A 23,209-nucleotide genomic window follows, 5' to 3' on the forward strand; every position below is an offset into this window, starting at 1 on the left:
GTGGACATATGGATCAGGAGATTGATAAGTATAAAGCTGCTCTTAAAAAAGCAGCAGTAAAAATAGAAGAGCTTTCTGCCATGTTAAAAGATCAGCACAGTGCTGAAGACATCGCAGTCATCGGATATTCATGCCGTTTTCCAGGCGATGCTCACAATCCAACAGGGTTTTGGAATGTGTTGGCTACGGGTGCTGAAACGGTTACTGAAATTAAAGCTGATCGATTTGATTATCGACCTTATTACAGTGAGAACCCTGACGAAGAAGGAAAAATGATTACTAAAAACGCATCATTTTTGCGTGATAATATAAAAGAATTTGATAACATTCATTTTGGTTTATCAGCTATTGAAGCGGCCTCAATTGATCCGCAGCATAGGCTTTTATTAGAAGTGAGCTGGGAGGCTATGGAAAATGCCGCCCTTAATATTGAACAGCTGAAAGGCAGCAAGACAGGTGTATTTATAGGAATTAGTTCTTGCGAATATGCGAACGCAGAGTTGTATTCGGGCGATGCAACGGATATAACCCCGTATTCGATGGTGGGAGCTTCGCTTGGCTCGGCAGCTGGAAGATTATCTTACTTTTATGATTTCAAAGGGCCTGCTGTTACTTGTGATACGGCATGCTCGTCATCCATTGCTGCCTTAAATATGGCTGTGGATAGTTTGCGCAACAACCAGTGTGACATAGCCATTGTCGGGGGTTCAAATCTGATTTTGACACCAGAAACATTTATTGGACTTTCTAAATTTAATGGGTTGTCTAAGGATGGCAGATGCAGGGCATTTGATGATGAGGCAGATGGTTTTGGAAGAGGCGAGGGCTGCGGTGTCATTATTTTGCAAAAGTTACAGGACGCTAAACATGCAGGGAATGAAGTTGCAGCACTTATAAAAAGTATCGCGATCGGACAAGACGGCAAATCAAACGGCTTCACTGCTCCGAATGGATTGTCACAGCAAAGTGTCGTGAAGCAGGCACTGCATCATGCTAAATTATCAGTTGATGATATCGATTACATTGAGACACATGGCACGGGAACGTCATTAGGGGATCTGATCGAGGTGCAATCTCTTTCCGAAGTGTTCAAAAACAAAAAGGAACCGCTACTAATTGGATCTGTAAAACCTAATGTTGGACATTTGGAAGCTGCTGCGGGGATGGCCGGATTAATTAAAGTTATTGCTTCGCTTGAACATCGAAAAGTGATACCTAATAGGTATCACCAAAATCCAAATAAGCATATAGATTGGGATAAAATTAAAATTGCTGACCAGTTTATGGACTGGCATAAACCTAACGGGGTCAGAAGAGCAGGTCTAAGCTCGTTTGGGTTTAGTGGAACTTTAGCGCATGTCATTCTTGAAGAGGCACCTCAAGACAAAAACGAACAATTGCATGTAGACGAATTACCGGCCCATCTCTTGACCTTATCAGCAAAAAGTGAAAAGGCGTTAAAAGAATATGTAAGCTCTATCAAGCAATTGTTGCAACAGAATAACAGTTCTATCAGTGATATTACGTATACCTCCAATATTAGCCGCTCCTACTTGAACTACAGATTTTCAGCCGTTGGCAAAAGCAAAGAGGATTTGTTGGCCACTATGGATCAAGTCTTACTTGATACAAACAACGAGCTGCATATTCAAAAGTGTAAAAACAGCAATAAAAAAATAGCGTTTTTATTTACTGGACAAGGCTCGATTTACGAAGGTATTGCAAAAGAGTTTTATACTACATCACGTACGTTCAGAGAAACGATGAATTTATGTAATGAAAAGTTTGAAGCGATACTTGGCTTGTCCATCCTTGAAGGAATTTACGGCAATGATCCAACGCTGCTCAGTAGACCGATATACTCACAAGCGGCTATCTTTTCCATTGAGTATGCACTAACTAAATTGTGGGATGCGTTAGGTGTTAGGCCAAGTATTGTAATAGGACACAGTATAGGGGAATATGCTGCGGCCTGTTATGCAGGTTTAATCAGTTTGGATGATGTCATCTTGATGATCGCTGAACGTGGCAAAATGATGGAGTCGATTGACGTCGAAGGCAAGATGGTCGTCTTGCTGACCAATGTGAACGACGTCAAAGCAGCTATAGAGGAAAGCGGTTGTCAACATGTATCCCTTGCTGCTATAAACGCCCCAGACAATGTGACGATATCGGGCAGCAGCGCTGAAGTGGATCTCGTGATTGAAACTTTGCTTGCGAAACATAGAGTTTTTTATAATAAGCTTAATATTCCGCATCCCTATCATTCCTCGCTCATGAACAATTATGAAGGCAGGTATGAAAATAGTATTGGCGACATTGCATTTTCAAAGTTACAGCTATCGATGATCTCTAGTATTACAGGTAAATTGGAACATGAGGAACTGCTAGGAAATCGAAAATATTGGGTTGAACATTTATCCAAGACGGTTGATTTTCAGAGTGCCGTGTTAGAAGCGAAGCAGCTTGGCGTAAATATTTTTATCGAAATTGGTGGAGACGCAACTTTAAGAGGTTTAGCGAATCAATGTCTCGGGGATGACGGCGACACCTTGTTTGTTACATCCATGAGAAGAGAAACGGAATGCTACACACAATTTTTTAATTCTGTTGCTGAATTATATAAGAACGGAATGGATATGGATTGGCATTCCTTCTATCAAGGCTACAGTAAAAGAAAAGTTATGCTTCCAAATTATCCATTTCAAAAGAAGGAACTTTGGAAAGAGGTAAGAAGAATGGAGCTTACTACTGGTGCGAAAGCGAAGGCAACAGAAGCAGTCCTGGAAATCAAAGAAGTTCCTCAAACGTCGCCTTCATCAAAGACCGCACTTCCTATAACACCTCAAGTTCGTGTAAATGACGTGAAAACGAACGGTAAAGCGAAAATTAAATCAGAACTAATCGAAATTATACAGGTTTTGACGGGGCTAAAAAGTGAAGAAATTGAGGATGACCTTAACCTGCTTACGCTTGGTTTTGATTCATTAGTGCTAATCCAGCTCAATAAACAAATTACGAACAAATTCAACATTTCGATCACACTTAATGAATTTTTTATTCATCTGGATACGGTCGAAAAAATAACCGAGCATATAAGCAACCATGTTGATTGGTCGGTTGAAGAACACGAACTTGAAGCAAATTCAGACCATATATCCCTGGAGTTGACGAATACTACACCAGCAGTAGAGCACGTTTCTACTGTTGCAGCAGTAGGGCAGGAGCCAAGTTCCTTGGGAGTTGTTAATCATGATCTCGGTGCGATTCAGCATATTTTTTCGACTCAGATGAAAATTATGGAAGAGCAACTGGGCATTTTAAAAGATTTAACCAAGCCTAACCATAGACCTGCTCCTACAGCTGACAAGCCTGCGACTGTAACGCCTAACCAGGCTAGTATTAGCAGCAAGAAGCGTGCGCCAATACCCACAGATGCTAAAAACTACTATGTTCCCTACAAAAAGCTGGATTTGATCGATAATGAAAACTTTAATGAGCTGCAACTAACTTATATTCATAATATTGAAAAAAAGTATACAAAGTTCTCCCAAAAATCGAAAGAGAACATTCAAAAGTACCGGAAAGTGTATGCGAACAATCGAAATGTCGCGGGATTTAGACCTGTATTAAAGGAAATGGTGTATCAGATTGTGGCTGAAGCCGGACAGGGCGCGAAGCTGTATGATATAGATGGAAATACGATTGTGGATTTAACGATGGGTTTTGGTGTTAACTTACTTGGCCACAACCCAAGCTTTATTCAGCAGGCAATACGAGATGAACTAGACAGAGGAATGCCGTTAGGCCCAATGGGCAGGTTAGCGGGTACCGTCGCAGAACAAATTTGTCAGCTAACAGGCGTAGAAAGGGTTGCTTTCTATAACTCTGGAACAGAAGCTAATATGGTGGCTTTACGTATCGCACGTGCAAGCACGGGTAAGAAAAAGATTGTTTCGTTTGCAGGTTCCTATCATGGTACTTTTGATGGCGTGCTTGGCTTACCTTTCTTTGAAGATGATGGCAGTCTGACAACGATCCCGCTAGCGCCAGGCATTATGGAGAGTGCTGTCAGTGACTTGGTGGTGCTTAATTATAATCAAGAGTCTTCACTAGCGTATATAAGTGAGCATGCACATGAAATCGCGGGTGTATTAGTGGAGACGGTTCAAAGTAGAAAACCGGATGTACAGCCAAAAGAGTTCCTTAGTAAATTAAGAGAAATTACAGCAGCCAATCACATTGCCCTTATATTCGATGAGATCATCACGGGCTTTAGAATATGTGCAGGAGGAGCCCAGCAGCATTTTGGTATTAAGGCGGATATCGTCACCTATGGAAAAGTTATTGGTGGTGGAATGCCGATCGGGGTCGTATCTGGAAAGTCGGAGTTTATGGATTGCATCGATGGAGGTATGTGGAGCTTTGGCGACACGTCAGTTCCACCATGTGAGGATAAGCGAACATTTGTTGCGGGAACCTTTTCCCATCACCCGCTAGCTATGGCTGCGGCTAACGCGTCCTTAACTTATATAACGGAGCATAAAGATACGCTTTATGACAAGCTGAATCAAAAAACGGCTAATTTTGTGCGTCGTGTAAACAACTATTTCGAAGCTCATCATGTGCCTATAAAAGTAGTGCATTTTGGTTCCTTATTCCGCTTTGTATTTCGGGGTGACTTTGAAATTTTCTTCTTCGGTTTATTGGAGAAAGGTGTATATGTTTGGGAAGGAAGAAATTGCTTCTTCTCTACTGAACATACAGATGACGATATCGAGTTTATATTTAACGCGATCAAACAGACCATTGAAGAGATGAGTCAAGCTGGCTATATGGGCGAGTCCCTAATTGTTCAGCATGCAGATCAGCCATTTCGCTCTAGCGATAATGAAATCAAGCAGCCTGTAATACCTATGTCCTTGATCCAGCAGCGCTTATATACACTAAGCGCGATCGGCAAAAATGATCCCTACAATATGGTGAACGTATTAAAGGTGAAAGGAAAGCTGGATCGTCACAAATTTGAGCGTGTCTTTTATGAGATCGTGATGCGTCATGAAAGTTTAAGAACACGTCTGTATGTGGAAGATGGGGAATTTAAGCAGGAAATTGTGGAGCATGTGGCGTTTAAGATCGAAGTCATCCAAAGAGACTTCCAAGAGGAATTAGATGCGCTCATTGAAAAATTAGTGACACCTTTTAATCTATCGGAAACTCCGTTGTTTAAGGTCATCCTGATCGAGGAGGGAGACCATGAAGGTACGCTCATTTTTAACTTTCATCATACGATAGCTGATGGAATTTCAATGAACATATTTGTGAAAGAATTTATGCAGCTGTATGCAAACGAGCGTCTTTTGCCTGTAACGAAGCAGTATCGTGAGTTCGTTCAATGGGAAGCGCAGTATATGATGTCAAATGAGAAAAAACAAAGTGAGCAGTATTGGCTGAACAAGCTCGCGGGAGGTTTGAACGCGCTGAAGCTGCCAACGGATTTTCCAGTAGGGGCAGAATCAGATTTTGCGGCAAATACAGTCCATATGAAGCTAGGTTCCGAATTGGTACAAGATTTGAAATTAGTGTCTAAGCGTAATAAATGTTCATTGTTTATGTTGTTAGCAGCAGCATTTAACCTTTTACTGAAACAGGTAACGGGTAAGGAAGAAATTTGTATAGGTACTCCAGTGACGAATCGGGCAGATGGATCTTTTAATGAAAGTATTGGCATGTTTACAAACACGATGGTCCTGCAAAATAATTTGTCCGCGAATAAAACGTTTTTAACGTTTTTAAATGAAGTCAAGCAAAATTGCTTGGAAGCATATTCCCATATGTATTATCCGTTTCATTTGCTCGTCAACCTTCTGAAAAAAGATAGAAGCAGTAGAGCCAATTCGCTTAATGTGCGGTTTGTTTATGAAAAAACGGATGAAAGAGTGCTTACGATAGATAACTTGGAGCTCACCCTGTATGACTATAAAATCAAGTTATCTGACTTTGACTTTGTTATTGAAATTTTGGAGGAAAATGGCTTATTCCATATTGGCATGACCTACAAAACAAGTCTATTTAAAGAAGCCACGATTGAAAGATGGGGACAATACTATAAGCGTATTTTAGAGTTTATTACCCATCACGATCATGATGATAACGATACTTTGAAGCTCAAGGATTTTGAAACTATTGGTTTTGAAGAAATAGATCAGCTTCTTTCTGCCCATGAACAGCCAGATCGTGAGGCATTACCAGTTCTTATAGATGTTGGCGCAACTGCTGGTTACGAGGCGCCACGTAATGAAGTAGAAGACGTAATCGCTAAAGTATGGGAAGCTACGTTGGGCACAAAGCCAATCGGCATTAACGATGATTTTTTTAAAATGGGCGGAGACTCAATAAAAGCGATTCAGCTTATTTCGCGGGCGAGGGCAAAGGGCTACCACTTTGAAGTTGATCATTTATACAAAAATCCAACGATAAAGCAGCTTGTGTCACTTGTAGAGGAGCAGCCTAGCAAAGCTGATCAAGGAACCTTAGCGGGTGAAATCAAATTAACTCCTCTTCAGAAACGGTTCTTTGAGCAAGAAGCCCAGAATCACTCTGCTTGGAGCCAAGCCCGCATGTTGTATAAGGAAACGGGCTTTAGAGCTGACCTCGTAAAGAAAGTATTAGATCAATTAGTTCTGTATCATGATGCGTTAAGAATGGTATATAAAATGGATAGTGGCGAAGTCATACAAGTTAATCGTGGTCACAGTGAGAAGTTGTATGACTTTCATATGTATGAGCATATATCAGCGCAAGATGTCATCACGAAATGTGATGAGCTTCGAGGGAGCATGGATATCGAAAAAGGACCTTTAGTCAAAGTGGGCTTGTTTAAAATGAGTACAGGAGATCAGTTAGTTATCGTCATTCATGGTCTTGTTATTGATGAGCAGTCATGGAAAATTGTGCTAGAAGATTTCTCGAATGCTTACATGCAGTCGGAACAAGGACTGCCAATCGTTTGGGCTGAGAAAACCAGTTCCTTTAAGGATTGGTCACATAAAATGAATGGATTCGCGGACTCTTATCGTGTAAAGCGACAGAAGGACTATTGGAACGGCTTATATGACACAGCGAATAAAAAATTGCCAAGGGAGAGAGGTAAGCTGGCATGGAGTTAAAGAATAAAGTTCTAGTGCTTGATGAACGAGTTACCCAAGCTGCAATGGAACAAATCAATAAAGTTTATCATACCAACATCCTTGATATGTTGTTATCTGCCTTAGCCTTAACGATCCGTGATTGGACAAAAGAAGATACGACTCTCATCACGTTGTTCAGCCATAGCAGGGAACAACAAATTAGCACGATGGATATGAGCAGAACCGTGGGGTGCTTCAGCACACAATTTCCCGTTCGCTTAAAAGCTTATGATGATCTTGGGGCTACGATTAAACATACCAAAGATATGATGCGACGCATACCGGATCAGGGTAGATTTTATGAAATGGTAAAGACAATGTCCGCCGAGAATATGTATCAGGTAGAACCTGAAATTAGCTTTAATTACTTAGGCAGGCCCGATTGGAATACAACGGACCATGTAATGGACGTGACGAGTCCAAGTATCCTTCTTCAAGCCCCCGAACATGAAGTAACTACTCATTTACTTCATATGGAGGCTATTCTGACTAAAGACCAGCTATCCATTTCGGTGTTTTACCAGGAAGCAGACTTGCAACAGGGTACCATTGAAAAGCTTCTCGCCACCTATCAAGAACATTGGTTACGTTTAATGGATCATTGTACAACTAAAAATGAAGCCGAACTGACTGTAACTGACATTACACTCGAAGATATATCGATGGAACAATTGTCAGCCTACAAGGATGAGCTTCCCAATATTAAACACATCTACCCTCTTGCTCCGATGCAAGAGGGTATGCTTTATCATGCCTTGACGGATGAATTGGACACGTATATTAAGCTATCGTGTTTTCAGGTCGAAGGGCACATAGATTTAGAGGCGCTGAATCAAGCACTTAATATCGTTGTCGAAAGACATGATATTTTAAGAACGATATTTGATTATACATCCTTTAAACAAAATATGCAGGTGGTTTATCGCAGCCGCAACACTGCGGTCACATACATCGACCTTTCAGATCAAACTATTGATCACAATGCTCATTTAGAGGATTTACTTAAACAATATCGCCAAAGAAGCTTTGACTTAAACAAAGATGAATTGCTGCGAATTGTCCTTGTGCGGATGAATGAGAATACGTATAGCTTAATTTTTCATCTCCATCATATTTTGATGGATGGATGGTGTAATAGCTTAATATTAATTGAGCTGTTTAAAATTTATAATGAGTTAAAGCATGGAATTCAAGCGAGTTTGAATGAGGTTGTTCCTTATGTGACGTATATCGATTGGCTGAAAAACAAAGACATAGATGAAGCAAAAGCCTACTGGCAACATTATTTGCACGGATGCAAAGAAGTGACCCAAATTCCATTTGAAAAAGAACACAGATCGAATGAATTTGTGAATAAAGAGATGGTATTGGTTATAGACGAGGAGAAGACAGCAAGCTTAATTCGGATGGCGCAGGAAAGCAAAGTGACGGTGAATACGATTATACAAAGCATTTGGGCCATTCTGCTGCACAAATACAACAACAGGGATGATATCGTTTACGGCTATGTCGTCTCTGGCCGAAATGCTGAAATTGAAGGTGTAGAGGTTATTCCAGGACTGTTTATTAACACGATCCCACTGCGGGTTATGTTCCAAGAGCATACGCTGTATCCAGATTTAATACAACACATCAGCAGCCTCACGCTGCAAAACAACAAATATGACTACGTAAGTCTAGCGGAAATTCAAAATCTAAGCGAGCTCAAAAATGATTTAATTAGCAGCCTCCTTATATTTGAAAATTATCCGATTGATGAAAAGCAATTAAATGAAGAAATTTTGAAAAACAACGATTTGAAAATACTTAATTCTGTTTTTGTATTACCCCAACAGCTTATTGAAGGAACAAATTACAACTTAACACTCGTTGTGACTCAAGACGACAGCATCGCGGTCAATTTCATTTATAATGGACATGCTTACTCCGAAGCGGGGATATCCAAAATAATGGGAGGCTTCGGTGCTATTGTTGATCAGATTATTGAAAATCGACATATAAGCACGGTTGATATTGATATCGTTGATGATGAAGACAAGCATCAGATTTTGTACACGTTTAATTGCACACAAAGCGAGTACCCGAAAGATAAGACTATCGTTCAGCTGTTTGAGGAGCAAGTAGACCGTGCACCACATCATACAGCACTCATCTATCAGGATGTATACATGACTTATGAAGAACTGAACATGAGAGCTAACCGTCTAGCCCATCACTTGAGACAAAAAGGTGTAGGGAGCGATACATGTGTAGGTATATTGGGGGATCGTTCGGCGCTTACAGTTATCGGTATTTTGGGCATTCTCAAAGCTGGCGGTGCTTATTTGCCGATTGATCCGAAATATCCGGCAGAACGTATAAATAGGCTGCTTGAAGATTCTAAGGCGGAAGTGCTGCTCACTTCATCCACGCATCGAGAAGCGTTACAGCATCACATTGATCGCCAGATCGATATCGTCCTGATGGACTTAGCCGCCGAGGAGTTGGCGTCGGAAAGTGCCGAAAATCCGATGTGGCGGAATAGCTCTTCTGATCTAGCCTACGTCATGTATACATCAGGTTCTACGGGAAAACCAAAAGGAGTGATGATTGAGCATCAAAGCGTTGTAAGACTCGTCAAAAATACCAATTACGTTACTTTCTCTGAAGGTGACCGCATATTACAAACAGGAGCAATCGTATTTGATGCATCCACATTTGAACTGTGGGGGGCTTTGCTGAACGGTATCAGCTTGGTGCTAGTGGATGAGCACACACTCCTTCACGCGGAGCGGCTCGGACAAGAAATAAAGCAACACCACATTACAACGATGTGGTTAACAGCTCCTTTATTTAACCAATTGGTACAACAAGATGTCATGATATTCGAAGGGCTGCACACCTTAATTGTGGGCGGAGACGCGTTATCGTGGGAACATACGAATCAAGCAAGAAGGGCTCATCCGAACTTAAAGTTAATTAATGGTTATGGACCGACTGAAAATACGACTTTCTCGACTTATTATGTCATTGAGAAAGTGTTTAACAGTGCGATCCCGATTGGCCAAGCGATCAGCAATTCAAACGTATATATCGTTGATCGGCACAACCATTTGCAGCCTATTGGAGTGGCAGGTGAATTATGTGTTGGCGGTGACGGTCTAGCCCGTGGTTATTTGAACAACGAGGAATTAACGGCCGCCACGTTTGTGCCGAACCCATTTGTTCCAGGGACACGAATGTATAAGACAGGAGATTTGGCCCGCTGGCTGCCTGATGGGAATATCGAATATTTGGGACGAATCGATGAGCAGGTTAAAATTAGGGGCTTCCGCATAGAGCCAAATGAAATCGCTCTACAATTAATGCTGCATGAGGAAATTCAAGATGCGGTCGTCCTAGCCCGAACGGAAGACGACGGGCAGGCATACTTGTGTGCCTATGTTGTCAGCAAAACGGAGCAGTCCGCTTCAGCATTGCGGGAGTATATGGCTGCATCGCTGCCAAGTTACATGATTCCAGCTTACTTCGTACAGCTGGAGCGCTTGCCGCTAACCCCTAACGGCAAAATAGACCGTAAGGCACTGCCAGTACCCGACGGTGATCGCCACACGGGGATCGAATTTGTGGCGCCACGTAATGAGATGGAGCGTTCCATTGCTGAGGTGTGGGCAAACATACTAGGAGTAAAGCAAGTTGGCATTCATGACGACTTTTTTATACTAGGCGGAGATTCCATTAAAGCGATTCAAGCAATCGCACAAATGAACAAAAAAGGATATTCGTTTGACATTAAGCATTTGTTGAATAGCCCGCGCATTAAAGATTTGATCGTACATGTAAAGCAGAAGCAGACCAAACTTACGATCGATCAGCGTGAAATATCAGGCGAGTTGGAACTAACACCCATTCAACTCTGGTTTTTGGAGCAAGAGCATTTATGCACAGATCATTTTAATCAGTCGTTGATGTTGTTTAGTAAGCACGGCTTCAGAGAAGATAAGATCGGTCGCGCCTTTGATCAAATTGTGCAGCATCATGATGTGTTAAGAGCTGTATTTGTTGACGAGAAATGGATCAATAAACAAGTGAGCAACAAGCTGTACGATTTTCGGATTTATGATTTTCGTGGAGAAGAAGTTACGAATGAGTATATAACAAACTTGTGCACGGAACTCCAAGCAAGCATGAAATTAACAAAAGGTCCTTTAGTTAAATTAGGATTGTTTAAAACAGACAAGGGTGATCATTTACTTGTAACGATTCATCAAATGGTCGTTGATACGGTCTCATGGCGAATTATTATGGCGGATTTCGAGCGGCTTTATGAGGGCAAAGAACAATCATTACCGTTAAAGACGACCTCCTTCCAAGAATGGGCCAGCAAGCTAACACATTATGCGAGCAAAGTGGAGTTAAAAAATGAACTGAACTATTGGAATCGGTTCAGCCAATTAGACATAAAAGAGCTTAACAAGGATTATCATTCTCCTAATGTATTAGGCGCTAAAGTTATCAAAAAGTCAATTGTACTAGATAAGTTGTATACGGATTCGTTATTAACGAAAGTAAATACGGCGTATAGTACGGAACTACATGAGATCTTGCTATCAGCCTTAACTTGCACGCTGGCTAACTTCAACCAGGCCGAACGAATCCAAGTTCAATTGGAATCAAACGGCAGAGAGCCGCTCCTAGATGATGTCGACATTTCGCGGACAGTTGGCTGGTTCACGAGTCAGTATCCTGTCGCTCTGCACAGCAAAGCTTCTGTGTCCGACTTAATAATAAGTACGAAGGATACATTACGTCGAGTCCCTCGTAATGGGATCGGTTATGGAATGTTGAAATATGTATCTCCTTTTGAATTAAAGTCTATACGTAAACCGGACGTCTGTTTTAAATATGTGGGCCAGCTTGATGAGCTGATTTCAGGTGAATGGTTCTCTTTATCTGATATTTCACCAGGTGAAGAGGTGAGTCAAGATAGTGTCAGACTGTACCCGCTAAATATTATAGCCAGCGTACTTCAGCAGCAATTTACGTTGACGATCAGCTACATCAGAGAAGAATATCAGGATGAAACGATTGACGGGTTATTGCAACGTTATATCGATAACCTTAAACAAATTATCGATCACTGTCTATCTAAGGATCATGTAGTAATAACAGCTTCGGACATTACCGATGAGGACATCACATGGGATGAACTTGATCCCTATTTAAAACAGCTTGATACGATAAAACGAATCTATCCGTTAACTCCGATGCAGGAGGGTTTGCTATACCATTCGTTGGCCGATAAAGGTGAGTTTTACCATTTGAATATGGAACTTAGAGTGATCGGAGATCTGAACGAGGAATTATTCAGGCAAAGCTTCAAGGACCTTATTGACCGTTATGATGTTTTTAGAACTACTTTTGATAGCCAACATTTTAAAGAAAATATGCAGATCGTCTATAAATCAATAGAGGAAGATTTTACATATTTGGATATCCGAGATTTACAGGTCGATCAAGAAGCCTACATTACAAAACTAGTGAGCGCGGATAGGAAAAGAGGGTTTGATTTATCTTGTGACAATCTAATCAGACTATATGTAGTCCGGATGAAGGATCAGCAATATAGTTTGATTTTAAGCAATCACCATATCATTTTAGATGGTTGGTCTTTTGGCATTATTAGTAGCGAGTTGTTTGATAACTATCGTCGCCGCTTGCGTAATGCTCCTGTCAAAGCGAGCTATGTAACTCCGTATGAAACGTATATTAAGTGGATAGGTTCACAGGATCATGCGGCTGCTTTACATTATTGGTCGACGTACTTGAAGGGTTACGACACTACCATTGACATTCCCTTTAAGAAAGCGGCAACAACCGAAGGCAGGCCACAAGAGGTCATTTTAGAGTTAGATAAAGAGATCGTCAAACAAATAGAACTTTTAGCAAAAAATAACAACGTTACGATAAATACTGTATTCCAGAGTATATGGGCAATCCAGCTCCAAAAATATAATCATGTAGACGATGTTGTGTTCGGATTTATTGTATCGGGTCGAACGACTCAAATAAATGGAATCGATGAAATGGTAGGACTGTTTATTAATACGATTCCTTTACGGGTAAATACGATTCATGAAAAAAGATATAGCCACATGTTACAGCAAATCAAATCCGATTTTAATGCTAGTGAGCCATATCAATATTGTTCGATCGCAGACATTCAAAAGTTAACTGAAGTTGGCAATAGCCTTATTAACGGACTGATGGTGTTTGAAAATTATCCAATTGACAAAGATATGATTAATCAGGGGTTACAGGAACAAGTTAATCTCCAGATTCAATCTGCTCGGAGTTTTGAGGAGACGAACTACAGTTTTAATGTTAAAATATTCCCTGGAGAAGCATTTGTTGTCAAATTTGACTACAACGATGGCATTTACGATGAGCAGGAAGTTAACCATATCAAAAGCCATTTCTCGAATATTTTACATCAGGTCATTACTAATCCGAATATTCGGATCGATGAGATTGAGATGGTGGGTCATGAAGAGAAAGTCGAGCCATTGTTCCCTGTTAACGACACCGATATGGAAGAACATCCAGAGGAGACGATTCAACAGCTCTTTGAATATCAAGTCACACGAAATAAAGACAAGTCGGCTGTCATTTGTGGAGACGCTGCAATAAGCTATGACGAACTTAATAAGCGAGCAAATGCACTAGCCCGACATCTCCAGCATAAAGGGATTGGCACCGCATCCATCGTACCGATTTTAATGGATCGATCCATCGACATGATTGTTGGCGTGTTGGCCATTTTAAAGGCCGGCGCTGCATATTTACCTATTGATACGAGCTATCCTGAAGACCGCATTAATTATATATTAGAGGATAGTAAGGCTGAGATTTTGCTTTCGACTTCTAACCTTACGCAATCGAGAGTATTTGACATTAAAGAAGTGATTGATCTCGATCAGGGGGAGCACTATGCGCTTTCAAATGAACCTATCGAGAATAGAAACGTTGCCCATGATTTGGCCTATGTGATTTACACCTCTGGAACGACCGGAAAGCCTAAAGGTGTAATGGTTGAGCACAAAGGTGTTATTAACTTGAGGTATTGGTTTGAGCATGATCTTGGTATAGGAAAAGATGAACATATTTTGCAGTTTGCAAGCATTGCGTTTGACGCGTTCTCCTGGGAGCTGTATATGGCGCTGCTGCTCGGTAATACGCTCTTTATCCCCGATAAAGAGGTGCTGCTGAGCGCAGACTTGTTAAACGAATATATTAGCAGACATGAGATTACTACCCTCACGTTGCCGCCATTTGTTGCCGCTAATGTGGAGGCAGGGAACGGATTAAAGCGGGTAATTACGGCAGGCAGTGAGCTTAAATACGAACAAGTCTCTCATCTGCTTGGCAAGGTAGAGGTTATTAATGCATATGGTCCGACAGAAGATACGGTATGTACAACAACGTGTAAGTTGTCTTCAGATGCTACAGCGAAAATAACAATTGGAACGCCTATTCGTCATCATCAAGTGTGGATATTAGATACCCACAATAAGCGGGTACCTACAGGGGTAACCGGTGAGTTATGTATTGCAGGTGTGGGATTAGCAAGAGGATACCTACACAATGACCAATTAACGAGAGAGAAATTTATAGATCACCCCTATCAACAAGGCGAACGCCTCTACAAGACAGGGGATATGGCCAGAAGGCTGCCAGATGGAACTATTGAATTTATGGGGCGTATCGACCATCAGGTTAAAATAAGAGGCTATCGGATTGAAATAGGTGAAATTGAACAGAACCTGCTACAGATGCCTGAGGTGTCACAGGTGGCTGTCGTCGACAAAGAAATGGATGGAGTAAAGTGTCTGTGCGCCTATTATGTATCCGATATGGAAATAGCCATTCACGTTATGCGGGAATCATTGGGCAAAAAATTGCCTGCTTATATGATACCTGCCTATTTTGTCAGATTGGAATCGTTACCGTTTAATGCAAATGGCAAAGTGGATCGCAAGCAATTACCAGAGTTAAACGGTATAATACAGACGGGTACACACTATGAGGACGCTGATAATGAAGTGGAACGTCTGATGCTAGAGGTGTGCAAAGATGTATTAGGCTTGGAACAGCTAGGTGTGAGAGACAGCTTATTTGAAGTTGGGGGAGATTCAATACGTATCGCCAAAATACACAAACAACTTAAGAAGGCGAAGATTGAAATCTCCATTAAAGATATGTTCTATTATGAAAATGTTCGTGACATGTATAAACATTGGGCACATCAAGGCGTTGAGGTAAGCGATGCAAGCGAGATGTCCACGGAGCCTGTAATAACGAACCTTTTGCAATGGGAGCAGTCACTAACCGAGCAGCTGCAAGCATTTAATGATAAGATTACCAATGAACATAAAAGGGTTCAAACTTATCCCTTATCAGCAATGCAGGAAATTCTACTCGATACCAATAGAACCTATAGTGGGGCGATATTGGATTTTAACGAGAAGATCAATGTACCGTTGCTGAAAAAAAGTATTAAAGCGCTCATTAACGAGCAAGGTTTGTTAAGAAGTACGCTTCTCCGATTAGATCAGCAAACGATGATTCAACAGTATGACATCGTTGAGGGAATCGACATCCCTTATCTGGACTTAGAGCATGCCAGTGAAGAGCAGAAAGAGGCCGTTCAAGCTTATATTCATAAGCTTTATGGAGAACAAGCAGACCAAACACCTATCGCTGACAAATTGTTGTACAAAGTGATCATACTGAAGTACACTGCGAATGACTGCAAAGTATATATGCCATTTAATCATCTCATTTTTGATGCGATGAGCTATGAAATTATCGAAGCGAGTATACGTCAAGCCTATTCCAACAATGGACAATTAGAAAGACATAACGTTTTGCAATATGAGCATTATATTACAGAACAGATGAAGGGACCTCAAAACGTCACGGAAAAGGAACTGATCGAGAAATATAATTTGCATGATTTTCACACTAGCTATCGTCAATATTTCGAAAAATATAAGGAAACTTCATTCGTAAATACGATCATTTCTATTCCGATGACAGACCGGCTTCGTGAATCTGTAGAAGAAATGTCATGGGACATATCCTTACACCTATTTTTGAAAGTGTTAGAGCTTAATTTTGAGCTTGATACGGTACCGTTTGCAATTATGCACACCGGAAGAAAATACGAGTCCAACAATTATTATCTTACTATCGGGGCATTTATTGATATTTTGCCTTTAAGTGTACGATGCAATCAACATCTACCACTTGAACAAATCAATGAAAGTATTCGTTTTGCATACGAGAAAAACATCAATTTTGCCGCTTTGATGTCACGTGAAGAACCAAAGAACAAGTATAAAAAGGTGAGACGTATTTTAAAAGAAATGCACAGCCCAGAAGCGATACAAATTCCGATCTTTAACTACTTGGGCATGTATGATGCACAAGCCGAGATGCAAGACGAACTGAGTCGATTGAAGGAAGTGTACGCTAGTCCGTCCACAACAGTATCTACTGAGGTCGCGATTGCAATAAAAGAGCAGGAAGTAATGATTCGGTTATTTTGCGAAGAACATAACATAGCCAAAATGACAGAAGAGCTTCATGCCTGGATGAGAAACTTTAATCAATTGCTCTTTATCTAAACTTGGGCCCCCCAAGGCCAATACTTGCCCACAACCAAATGAGAAGTAGGCGTAACGGCCATATGGCTTTGGGGGGGATTTGTTATTGCTCACGCAAAGGGTGAGTTAACACACATAACGATAACAAAAGGAACGAACACCGTTCCTATTTTATACATATGAACAAAATACTAAGGGGGGATTATACATGAGTGAGTCTAAGCAGGAATATATCGTCATTTCGGCGGCTAGAGAAAATAACCTCAAAAACGTATCCTTGCGTATTCCTAAACGAAAGATTACGATTTTCACCGGGGTGTCCGGCTCAGGCAAGTCCTCGATCGTTTTTGATACGATTGCCGCAGAGTCCACACGTTTACTAAATGAGAATTTTAGTATGTTCGTACGTAATTTCTTACCTCGTTATCCACAACCAGATGCGGACGCGATTGAGAACCTAAGTATGGCTGTTATTGTGGACCAAAAGCGGCTAGGCGGCGGCTCCCATTCTACGATGGGGACAATTACTGATATTTCGCCCATTCTTCGATTGTTGTTCTCCCGAGTGGGACAGCCATATGTTGGACATACGAATATGTTTTCGTTTAACGATCCGCAAGGGATGTGTCCCGAGTGCAGCGGAATCGGCCGAAAGCTAGCCGTTGACATGAAGAAGGCAATAGACCCATCAAAGTCGTTAAACGAAGGGGCAATTATGCTGCCGGATTATACGGTAGGCAGTTGGGATTGGAATATTATTGTACAGTCAGGTGACTATGATCTGGACAAGAAGTTAAGCGATTATACGACTGAGGAACTGGAGCACTTGTTGTACAGCAAAGCTAGAAAAGTGAAGATGGACTTTGCAGGCAAGGCAACTAATATTACAGTTGAAGGTGTCTTTGAGAAGTTCTCGAACAAATACATTAAGCAGGATGTAAAGGCGAAGTCTGAGCGTACGCAAAAAGCGGTCGCGCCGTACATCACCGAAGGTTCATGCTCCAGCTGCCACGGGGCAAGACTTTGTCAAGAGGCACTTAGTTGCAAAGTCAATGGCTTCAACATTGCAGAAATGTCTGCGATGGAGGTCGGACAGCTCATTCGAGTGATTCGGGAAATAGACGATGCTGTCGCCGCGCCAATCTTGAAGTCACTGTCAGAGCGGTTGCAGCATCTGGTGGACATCGGACTTGATTATTTAACACTGGATCGCGAAACGGATACGTTGTCAGGCGGCGAGTCGCAGCGTGTCAAAATGGTAAAACATTTGAGCGGCAGTCTAGTTGATGTTACGTATATTTTTGATGAGCCTAGTGTTGGTTTGCATCCCCGCGACGTGCACCGATTAAATGAGCTGCTTCAGAAGTTGAGGGATAAAGGGAATACCGTCATTGTCGTTGAGCACGATCCTGATGTGATCAAGGTGGCTGATCACATCGTTGACGTGGGGCCCCGCGCTGGCAGTCGAGGTGGTACGATCGTATATGAAGGCAGCTATGAAGGACTGCTCGAGGCAGAAACATTAACAGGCACGCATATGAAGCGGCCGCTGCTACTAAAACAAGATTGCAGATTGCCATCCGGCAAGCTGACGATCGAGAATGCTACACTGCATAACCTGCAAAATGTGAGCGTCAATATTCCAACCGGAGTGCTTACTTTAGTGACAGGTGTTGCAGGTTCAGGCAAAAGTACGTTGATTAACGAAGTGTTTCTCAGTCAGCATCCAGATGCGATTGTTATTGACCAATCGGCAATAGGGGTATCCACACGTTCAAATCCGGCCACTTACACAGGCATTATGGATGATGTACGCAAGGCGTTTGCTTCCGCCAATAAGGTTAGTCAAGGTTTGTTCAGCTTTAATTCAAAGGGTGCATGTGCGAATTGCCAAGGTTTAGGAGTGGTGTATACTGACCTTGCATTCCTTGATAGTGTGAAGCTTCCATGTGAAGTATGCGAAGGCAGACGTTTTAAGGAAGAGGTGCTTGAGTACAAGCTGCATGGCAGATCCATTGCCGATGTGCTGGAGATGACAATAGAGCAGGCATTGGAATTTTTCCAGCTTAAAGAAGTTGTTCGCAAGCTTCAAGCGTTGTGTGATGTGGGGTTAGACTATATTACGCTCGGTCAGCCACTTAGCACGTTATCGGGTGGGGAATGCCAACGCATCAAACTGGCCAGTGAGCTGCATAAGAAGGGCAGCATTTATGTGATGGACGAGCCGACGACTGGTCTGCATATGTCAGATATCGGTCATCTGCTGGAGATCATGAACCGTCTCGTAGATGCTGGCAATACGGTGATCGTGATCGAACACAACCTTGAGGTGATCAGCCAAGCGGATTGGATTATCGATATGGGACCAGATGGAGGCAGTAAGGGAGGGCAAGTGGTATTCGAAGGTACACCTGCGCAAATCATCGGTACGGAGCATTCGATAACAGGAAAATATATGCTGTGAGTCAAGGCATAACTTGTCCACCTAGCCATATCCGATTAACCTAACAATCTGAAGCAGGATGGATCGGTCTTGAAAGCCCCAATTTAACAATACACTATCAAAGGCTGCCAGCAGTAACGGCAGCCTTTCGTTGTTTCAAGGCGGTAACTGATATTTAGACCGACAAGCCGTTAGCAATTTTAGCAATCGCTAAGTTGGCCGAAAATCCACCGCCGTTACCAGAAATCGTTCGGGTTCCTGCAGCATGCGTTGCAACTAATGTAACCGTAGTAGGAATCGTTGTTACATTAATAAGTCTCCCGCCTGCCACATTCCCTCCACCTACTGCAGGATTTGCAGCCCCAAAGTTACTACTCACACCATTAACAAACAATGTAAATGATCCCACGGCTTCACCGTCTATTAAGTTAGCGAAATAATCTGCATAATAAAGACCGGGTTCAGTTATCGTTACCGTGTCTGTACCATTAAAGCTAAACGCCGTCCCTCCAATATTACTGCTAGTAAAGTCAATAGTATCCAGTGAAGCTAACGTTTCGTTTACGTTACGTCCAACTTCAATAAAGCTGGATAAAAATAGTCCAGTAGGTCCTGTTGGTCCAGTAATGCCGATACCAGTCGCTCCAGTTGCACCAATTCCAGTTGCACCAGTAGGTCCTGTTGGTCCAGTAATGCCGATACCAGTCGCCCCAGTTACACCAATTCCAGTTGCACCAGTAGGTCCGGTCGGTCCGCCTGATGGCCCTGTTGGTCCTGTAACGCCAGTAGGTCCAGTAAGGGATGGGGCATTTAAAATGCTTTCTAACTTAGAGGATAGAAGCATTTCTTTCTTGATCGTTTCTTGTAGAGTACTCTTCACACTTGCGTCGACAGCTAACAAATCGCTGATCGTTGCGGGAATCGTCAATCCTGGTAATGTACCAACTGCGTATTGAATTTTCTCTGCCTCGGCGTTAATCACGTGGCCGAGTCCAAGTTCTTCAATCGCGATCGATGACAAAAGTAGATTTAAAGCGTCATCCCTTGTAATCGTAATAGTAGGCGTAATATTAGGCAAGTTTGCCTGTGACATCAACATCACCCTTTACATATGGTAGGCTTCTTGACCATCATATGCATACGAGGCAAGGGCTGTTCCAGAATACTCCCAACACAGCACAGCCGAAGAACTTTGCAAGTACAACTCTATGAAGGACACAGCTACTACATAAATTTAACGGATCTCGACATTTTGTTGTGAGCACCGAACCTTTTTTCGATAGAACGACAATATAGTGTGTAAGCTGGTTACGCAGGAGGGCCCTCTGAATGGACAATGAAAATATGTACCAACTACTTTTACAGATGAAAGCTGGTGATCAGCAGGCGTTTCATACGGTGTATGATGCCACCTATCAGGACGTTTACCGAACAGTCTGCTTTCTGGTAGACCATCAGCAAGACCGGGAAGATGTGATGAATGAGATCTATATGCAAATGTGGACTTCACTTGCTAACTATGATCCGAATCGTCCATTCCATTTTTGGCTAAACGGCTTGGTCATCCGTCAAGTACAGCGATTTCGGGTCAAAGGCTGGAGAAGGTTTCGCATTTTTGAACGTGCCCGCGGCTTCTCTCGTGAAGAGTCTCATTGGGATCAACCTACAGTACTAATGGATGGGACAAACCAACTGATATCGCAGTCTATACGAAAATTGACCGACAAGCAGCGGACAGTCATTATTTTACGCTTTTTTCAAGACTATACGCTTGAAGAAATAGCGACCTTGCTTGATATTCCGCTCGGTACGGTCAAGTCCAGATATCATGCTGGCCTTCAAGCACTTCGAAAAAGCTTAGGGGATCTCCCCCCGGAAAGGATGGACATGATCCATGAGTATTGAGCATAAAATCCGTGAACATTTGCACAACGAAGCAGAAACGATAACGTGCCCACCAGCCATTTCCAAACGAATCGAACAGTCTTACTCTCAATATGTGAACCCGAAAAGGAGCGAACAAACGATGAAAAAACGATTAATTGCTAGCTTAGTTGCCACTGCTATTTTGATTCCAACCGCAGCCTTTGCGGCTCCTGCCTTAATTGATATGTTTACAAGAACACCAATGACTGCTGATCAAGTTAAGGTAGATAAGTTGGGCAGGGCAACACTAGAGAAGTTGTATAACGCACTACCAGAAACGAGATCGTTTGAGATTATCGATGCTAGTTACCTTGGAGATCCTAACGATCCAACACGCACGACGATTCAACAAAGCATCGTATTGCAGGAAAAGGGAGGGACAGAAAAAAGAATTACTCTTCATGCTAACGGGATTACAGGTGAGGTCGAAGACCTGACTCAAGAGAACTGGGAGCCTAAGCAGAAACCTCTTCATACGTTAACCGAACAGGAAATCAAAGCAAAGGTAGATTATATCATTGATAAAATGTATAGCAACATCAAAGACTTCGAGGTTACTCTGGAGCAAATGGACAATCAACATGAAAAAACATGGATGTTAAATTACACGAAAAAGGGATCAGAAACACCTATTTACCAAGTATTTGTGTATGGCAACGCAATTAGTCTTTCGCACATAGGAGGTAGTAAGTCTACTCCACCAAGCATTACAGTAGAAGGTTTGTTCTCTTTAAATGGGAAGCCTGATTATACGGCGGATTCCTTTTTAAACGATGAAAAACTATTCGCTTTACTCCAAATAAGCCCGACAGTATTAAAGCAAGAATTAGCAAAAGGTCGATCTGTTGTGGAAATTGCAGCATCTAAAAATGTGACTAAACAACAAGTGATAGATGTGATAGCAAGAACACAGGCTGAAAACCAATATAAAGCTGATTCTAATGGTGAAAAAGCAAGTGAGTCTTTAATAAAACAATTTATGAAAGCAGTAGAACCAAAAGTATTAGCCGTCATTGAACATAAGACAGAAACCGAGTGGTAGAAAGAAGAAGTTAAAGGAAATAAGTGGCCGATATCCTGAGTGAACAGGATATCGGCCTTTTTTATGATTAAAGTGGTGCAATCATTCGTCATACTGGGCTTTTAACGTATTTTAAGAACTTACTTATACTTATCTGTTAATTGCGTAAGGCCATTTACCCGTATATTCCCGTGGATTTGATTAATGCTACACAAATCGTTAACATTAATAAATGATGCCATGAACATTGTAGACATCAGTAAGAATAGAGGCGGAGAATACTATGCATAATGCCAAAATACTCATTATTGAAGATGATATAGCGATTGCTGATTTGCTTTCGTATAGCCTTACCAAGGAAGGCTTTCAGACACGATCAGCCTCAAGCGGGGCAACGGGAATGATCGAACTACAGCAATTTCAGCCTGATCTTTTGCTGCTTGACTGGATGTTGCCAGACCAAAGTGGGCTGGATATTTGCAAAAAGGTAACGGCAAGCTGTAACATACCGATTCTTATGATTACTGCGAAGTCCGATATTACGGATAAAATATTAGGCCTTGAAATTGGCGCAGACGATTATATAACGAAGCCGTTCGACCTGCGTGAAGTTGTTGCTAGAATCCGGACGATTCTTCGCCGAATGGAGCAAGTAAATCAAGGAGTTCCAAACGGTGTAGATCAAGAAGTGATCCGTTTTCGCAACATTGAAATCAATGTTAACGAGCGGAGTGTGAAACAAAATAATCAAACTGTTGAACTCACCCCTAAAGAATATGATCTGCTTATGACACTCGTCAGAAATCCAGGGAGAACCTTTACGCGTTCTGAATTACTTGACGTAGTATGGGGATATCATTATGCAGGGGATACCCGCACAGTTGATACGCATATCCAACGACTTCGTAAAAAGCTTGAAGGAACGGAATGTATTGCAACGGTATTCGGAATCGGATACAAGTTCAAGAAAACAGGTGATTAA

The 23,209-nt window shown here is 41.9% G+C and carries 7 protein-coding genes; 6 read left to right on the plus strand and 1 reads right to left on the minus strand.

The features are described 5' to 3' along the window. Positions 1 to 8 precede the first annotated feature (8 nt). The 3 genes from H509_RS0113365 to H509_RS0113375 all read left to right on the plus strand — a co-directional run bounded on the left by H509_RS0113365 (position 9) and on the right by H509_RS0113375 (position 19,301). Positions 9 to 7,169, plus strand: coding sequence for a type I polyketide synthase (locus H509_RS0113365; RefSeq protein ID WP_028545532.1), 7,161 nt, complete (start codon positions 9 to 11; stop codon positions 7,167 to 7,169). Continuing rightward, complete coding sequence (locus H509_RS0113370) at positions 7,160 to 16,858, plus strand: non-ribosomal peptide synthetase (RefSeq protein ID WP_028545533.1); 9,699 nt, start codon at positions 7,160 to 7,162, stop codon at positions 16,856 to 16,858. Before H509_RS0113365 ends, H509_RS0113370 begins: the two co-directional genes overlap by 10 nt. 187 nt (positions 16,859 to 17,045) lie before the next feature. Further along, positions 17,046 to 19,301, plus strand: a complete 2,256-nt coding sequence (locus tag H509_RS0113375) for an ATP-binding cassette domain-containing protein (RefSeq protein ID WP_028545534.1) — start codon at positions 17,046 to 17,048, stop codon at positions 19,299 to 19,301. A gap of 154 nt (positions 19,302 to 19,455) precedes the next feature. Here H509_RS0113375 and H509_RS28365 read toward each other — a convergent pair whose 3' ends face one another. Next, on the minus strand, positions 19,456 to 20,373 hold the full coding sequence (locus H509_RS28365) for a collagen-like triple helix repeat-containing protein (RefSeq protein WP_051287075.1): 918 nt from the start codon (positions 20,371 to 20,373) through the stop codon (positions 19,456 to 19,458). A gap of 236 nt (positions 20,374 to 20,609) precedes the next feature. Here H509_RS28365 and H509_RS0113385 point away from each other — a divergent pair, with 236 nt between their 5' ends. The 3 genes from H509_RS0113385 to H509_RS0113395 all read left to right on the plus strand — a co-directional run bounded on the left by H509_RS0113385 (position 20,610) and on the right by H509_RS0113395 (position 23,209). Continuing rightward, entirely contained in the window at positions 20,610 to 21,185 is a 576-nt protein-coding gene (locus tag H509_RS0113385) for a sigma-70 family RNA polymerase sigma factor (RefSeq protein WP_028545535.1), read from the plus strand. After that, entirely contained in the window at positions 21,175 to 22,248 is a 1,074-nt protein-coding gene (locus H509_RS0113390) for a hypothetical protein (protein ID WP_028545536.1), read from the plus strand. The genes H509_RS0113385 and H509_RS0113390 overlap by 11 nt, the downstream gene beginning before the upstream one ends. Positions 22,249 to 22,510: 262 nt before the next feature. Further along, positions 22,511 to 23,209, plus strand: coding sequence for a response regulator transcription factor (locus H509_RS0113395; RefSeq protein ID WP_028545537.1), 699 nt, complete (start codon positions 22,511 to 22,513; stop codon positions 23,207 to 23,209).

The sequence above is a fragment of the Paenibacillus taiwanensis DSM 18679 genome (assembly GCF_000425125.1).
In the GTDB taxonomy this organism is placed as follows: Bacteria; Bacillota; Bacilli; order Paenibacillales; family Paenibacillaceae; genus Paenibacillus_B; species Paenibacillus_B taiwanensis.